Genomic DNA, 4,571 nt, shown 5'->3' on the forward strand with positions numbered 1-4,571 from the left:
ATCTCCACACCGCGCGTCGGCGTTATGTGGGCGATGGCAATTCCTCCAAGGTCCGTTTCAAGACGTTGGGTAGAGCCCCCGTTGAGCTGGACGCGTATCTCCGCCGGCGCAGGTGTGCCATCCGGATAGGAGGCAAGAACAAAGACCTGGTTCTCGATACCGGGAACCAGCGTTCCACCCTCGGGGACCGCGGTGATCAGCAGCGGCGACTGACTCACCGTGATGGGTTCGTTCTTCGTCTCGGTGTGTGCGGCAGAGTCTTTGACCGAGGCCTCAATCAGAACAGGCGCGGCTCCCTGGTTCTGCTTGCGTCCTGTCATGTACTCCGGTAGAGCTACGTCAAAGCGATAGTCGCCGTTTGTGTCGCTGCGGCCTTCCGCGTGAGCCGCAGTAAATAGGGAGACATCCATGCCATGCACCGTAATGTTGATCGGAGCATCTGAAACCGGCTTACCGAAGAAGTAGTTTGCGTGCACAGTACCGGTAATGTGTTCTCCAGGGCGATAGTCGCGCTTCGGTTTGCCATTCTTCTGCGCAAGATCGATGGCAACGCGGAACTTGGGCAGGACGTAGCGTTGCACCTGCAGCGTGACCTCCTGTGTATCGGAGGGATGATCGGTGTCGCCCATCACAGCGCGCAGATGATAGGCGCCGAGGTTAACCTCACCGGCAAGGGTGAACTCGGCTGAGGCCACACCATAGGCATCGGTCTGCGCCGCACGGCGAAAGACCTTGTTGCCGCGCGAATCTTCGAGCTCGAAGGTAAGCTTGCGTCCGGCGACGGCATGATGGTCAGCGCGGTCCAGAGCCAGCGCCCGCGCATGGATGGTCTGCGCCGGTTGATAGATCGGTTTTTCCGTGGTCAGCAGAATGCCGGTCTTGGATTCCAGATCAATCTGCTGGGTGCTTTCAATTGTCCCGAAGGCGGTCTCAGCGACGAGATGCAGCATCCGCGCCCCTGTCACTCCGGCGGGAAAATGAAACGCGGCATCGATGGTGCCCCGGCGATCGAGCTTACCGTTGAACAGTGTGATGGGCTTCTTCTGCGTGTCTTCGAGCTCAATCGCGACATTACCCTGTTGGTCAGGTCTGACGACGAAGCGAGGTGCGTTTGTGGTCTGCTCCTCGAGCTCGATACGAAGTGTGCTGTTCTCCACACCTTGCAATGGATCGCCGGTATCGCGGTCAAGAACAATGACGCGGATCGCCGCCTGCGCACCGGAGAGATACGAGCTCTGCGCGAGGATGCGCATCACCGGCCTGCGTAGAATGGTGGCGACGGTCTCCGTGCTTTCCATGGCAGGCGTCTTTTCGCCATCGAGAAGAAAACGGCAGCGAACCCGGTGCCATACCAATTCGCTGTCAACAACGTGCGGTTTGCCGGCGATCTCTGTCCGCCACAAGTTATCACCGGCCACCGCGTGTACCGTACGTTCGCTATGTCCAAGTACTTCATCTTCGGGGCTGAGAAGGTCGACGATCAGCCGGCCGCTGCCCGCACGATCTGCATGAAAGGGAACTTCAAGCGAGAGCACATGATGCGTAAGCAACGCATGCATGGTCTGCGCCCATAGCGGATGGCCGAGTGTTAGCAACGCCAAAAGGCAGAAGAGCAGTACACAGCAGCGGGACAAACGAGCGTTCATGACAGGGCCTCTCCGCGGCGCGAACATACGCGTCTTCGCGCCGGTATTCTTCGTCTCTATGTGGAGAACGTGCCTTGCCGTAAAACTTGCAGGAATTTTTTGAGATTAATTTGGGTAGGAATGAAGTACAGAAAGGTACCTCAGCGGCTAAAGCCGCCGTCCTTGGGGAGCTTGTTACGGGACGGCTGAAGCCGTCCCCTTAAGCAAGGCATTCGCGCTTCGCGCGAACGAAAGACAACGTTTACGGATATAACGTCGCTGTCTGGAACACGGTGTCCCTACTTGCTTGCTATTCGTGAAGTTGATAACGGATGATAGAGCTTAGCGGCATCGGTTAACTACCGTTGCGCGTCGCGCAACCATTTCGCACCAGCGGTGCGAATGCTTTGCTTAAGGGCACGGCTTCAGCCGTGCCGTATCGGTTCTAAAAGGACGTGCGGCTTTAGCCGCTGAGGTACCGTACGACCTCGTATCTGTGGGAAAAGGGAGAACTGGACACACTCCTAGTACTTCCGCCAGTGCTTCCCATCCTCGCTTGACCAGACGCCACCTGATTCCGTAGTGAGAGAGAATCCCTCTCCATGCTCCGCAGCCTCTATCTGTGAGACTTTCCCATCCCACAGCGGCTTGATCGTCTTCCAGCGCTTACCGCTGTTGGTGCTGAAGTAGACCTTCCCCGTAACGTCGAGAGCGAGCACGCGTTTGCCCCGATAGACGGTGTTAGCTACCTCCGCATTGTGAGGCAGCTTCATCTCGACCGGGATAGAGGCGACCGAGGCAGATTCTGTCAGCAGCGCCGGTGCCTCGGCCGTAACTTCGACCGACTCACTTGTAGAGCCGACCGGAACCTGCGACGTGAGCAGCGCAAGATCATTCGCCTGCAGGTCCAGCGGTTGCGTCACGGTCCGGAAACCGGGTGCCGCAATCTCCAGGTTGTATCTGCCTGCGGGAAGGGAGGCGAGCGTGAAGTTGCCGGCGTTATCTGTCTTTGTCTGGCGCAGCGGCGTGTTGGGCTGCCGCAGGGTGACGGTGGCTCCGGAGATGGTAGCTCCCGAGAGGTCGAGCACGACWCCGGCCACCTTTGCCTGCGGTCCGGCAAGGGGTTGACCGTGTTCGATACGCAGCGCGAGTTGCCCGTTGGGCGGCGGGAACTGCAATGTGGGAGTCGCAGAGTTCACCACCGGCTGTATCGCCAGAGATGTTGAGAAATTCCGGCCATTGATGACCTGCGTGTTATTGAGCGGAGCTAAGCCGGCAGCCGCAGTCGCGGGCTGGCTCATCCTGACGTTCTGTCTCGCAGCGATAGCCGGGATCGCAGCGGTATCGGCGGAAGGCATTGGAGTTTTCGCGGATGCAAGCGCCGGTTCTACAGCCTTCGGAGAAGTGGCTGGAGGAGGCTCAGCTTTCTTCTGGTTTTGTGCGCGGTTTGGCGGCGCTGCCGGTACCTCAGATGCTGTGCGAGCCGGGATCTGCGAAACAGGCGGAGCAGGAACGACCTGGGCAACATTGCTCCTCGGTGGTGGCGGTGGCCCCTGATGCATCCAGGCAAAGACAATCAACACCGTAGCGCAGACGCCCAGCCCACTTGCATAGACCAGCGGCGTAAACCGACGYCAGAAGGGAAGTCGCGGCGCTGCAACAGCTGCGGACTCGGCTGCCATCTCCGGTTGCATCAGGAACGCGATGTCGCGGCACTGCTCGCACACGGCCATATGGGCAAGGCTCTCCTGGCGCTCCTGCTCGGTGAGCGCGCCCTCCACGAACGCGGCAAGCTGGTCCGCGTCGAGGTGGTGGCCGGGTTGGAGAGGCTCGTTCATCTGGTCCCTGCCTGTTGAGAGAACGGAGAAAATGGCGAAGCTTGCAGCAGACTTCGCAGATTGATGTCGATATCCCGCGGATCGGTTCCCAGCGCCTCCTCCGCGGCGGCACGGCTCATGCCATGCGCCTGTAAATCTTTCAGCAGCCTCTTTCGCAGGTCCTGCGTCAGCCGCTTCAATCGGCGGCTCATCGTGGCCTCATGCACGCGAAGAAGCCGCGCCAGTTCCAGCAGGGTACGCCCATCCAGAAAATACGATACGAGCAGTAAGCGATCTTCTGCCGGCAAGGTATTGAAGGTATTGCCGATGGCGTCCTTCAGCCGTTCGATCTCCTGCGAAGGAGGAGCAGCGGCCGCCGGCGCCGCGGCAAAATCATTGTCTTCGAGCGGAGTCTCGCGATGGGTGCGGCGATGATGATCCACATGTCGCTGCGCCAGTGTGGCCTGCAGCCATCCCATCAGCGATCCGCGGCCGGTATAGCTCGCCAGCGGAGATCGGCGCACACCATCACGCTCCGTCAGTCCGAAGAGCTCGGAGTAAAGCGCGCCCGCCAGGTCTTCTCCCAGCGAAGCCGACCCCGTGATTCTAATAGCGGCTTGTTTGAGCGCCGCCTGGTACTGAGAGACAAACACCTGCCACGCTGCATCGCGACCCAGCGCGCAGGCATGCGCCAGCGCCAGCTCTTTCAGGTGCAGGTTCCGGTAAAACGCTAGCCTTTGGCTGGGTGTGGATGCCTGCTGTGCCGGAAGTCCGAAGTTGTACTTCGCCCCGGCAGCGGCGAGAGCCAGCGCAAACTCCGCTTCAGAAAGTTCACAGGCCGCAGCCTGCGCCTGTGTCCACAACTCCCGCAGATCCCCGGGCGAGATGCCTGCACGCTCCACCGGCGCAGCAAGCGGTACATCTTCCGCAAGCCCGCTCTGTAACCCGTCCTGGAGAGGCAGAGAATCCACGCTCCCAAGATACCGCGAGCGATGCAAGATGCGTGTTTATTCCCGATATGCATCCACGACGTTGACGATGAAGGCAAAGAAGCGAAGCCCTCAGCGGCTAAAGCCGCGTCGTTTGCGTGCTGGTACGGCATGGCTAAAGCCATGCCCTTAAGCAAAAC

General features: G+C 59.8%; 3 protein-coding genes. All 3 read right to left on the bottom strand.

The features are described from left to right. Positions 1–1,646 (bottom strand): MG2 domain-containing protein (locus tag AB4043_RS15655; RefSeq protein WP_442307467.1); only part of this gene is annotated, 1,646 nt, incomplete at its 3' end. A 503-nt stretch (positions 1,647–2,149) separates the two neighbouring features. Beyond that, on the bottom strand, positions 2,150–3,463 hold the full coding sequence (locus AB4043_RS15660) for a carboxypeptidase regulatory-like domain-containing protein (protein ID WP_442307468.1): 1,314 nt from the start codon (positions 3,461–3,463) through the stop codon (positions 2,150–2,152). Further along, positions 3,460–4,413 (bottom strand): RNA polymerase sigma factor, encoded by a 954-nt coding sequence (locus AB4043_RS15665; RefSeq protein WP_442303168.1) that lies wholly within the window; start codon positions 4,411–4,413, stop codon positions 3,460–3,462. Before AB4043_RS15665 ends, AB4043_RS15660 begins: the two co-directional genes overlap by 4 nt. Between the last annotated feature and the right edge of the window lie 158 nt (positions 4,414–4,571).

Source organism: Terriglobus sp. YAF25 (genome assembly GCF_052113305.1).
In the GTDB taxonomy this organism is placed as follows: domain Bacteria; phylum Acidobacteriota; class Terriglobia; order Terriglobales; family Acidobacteriaceae; genus Terriglobus.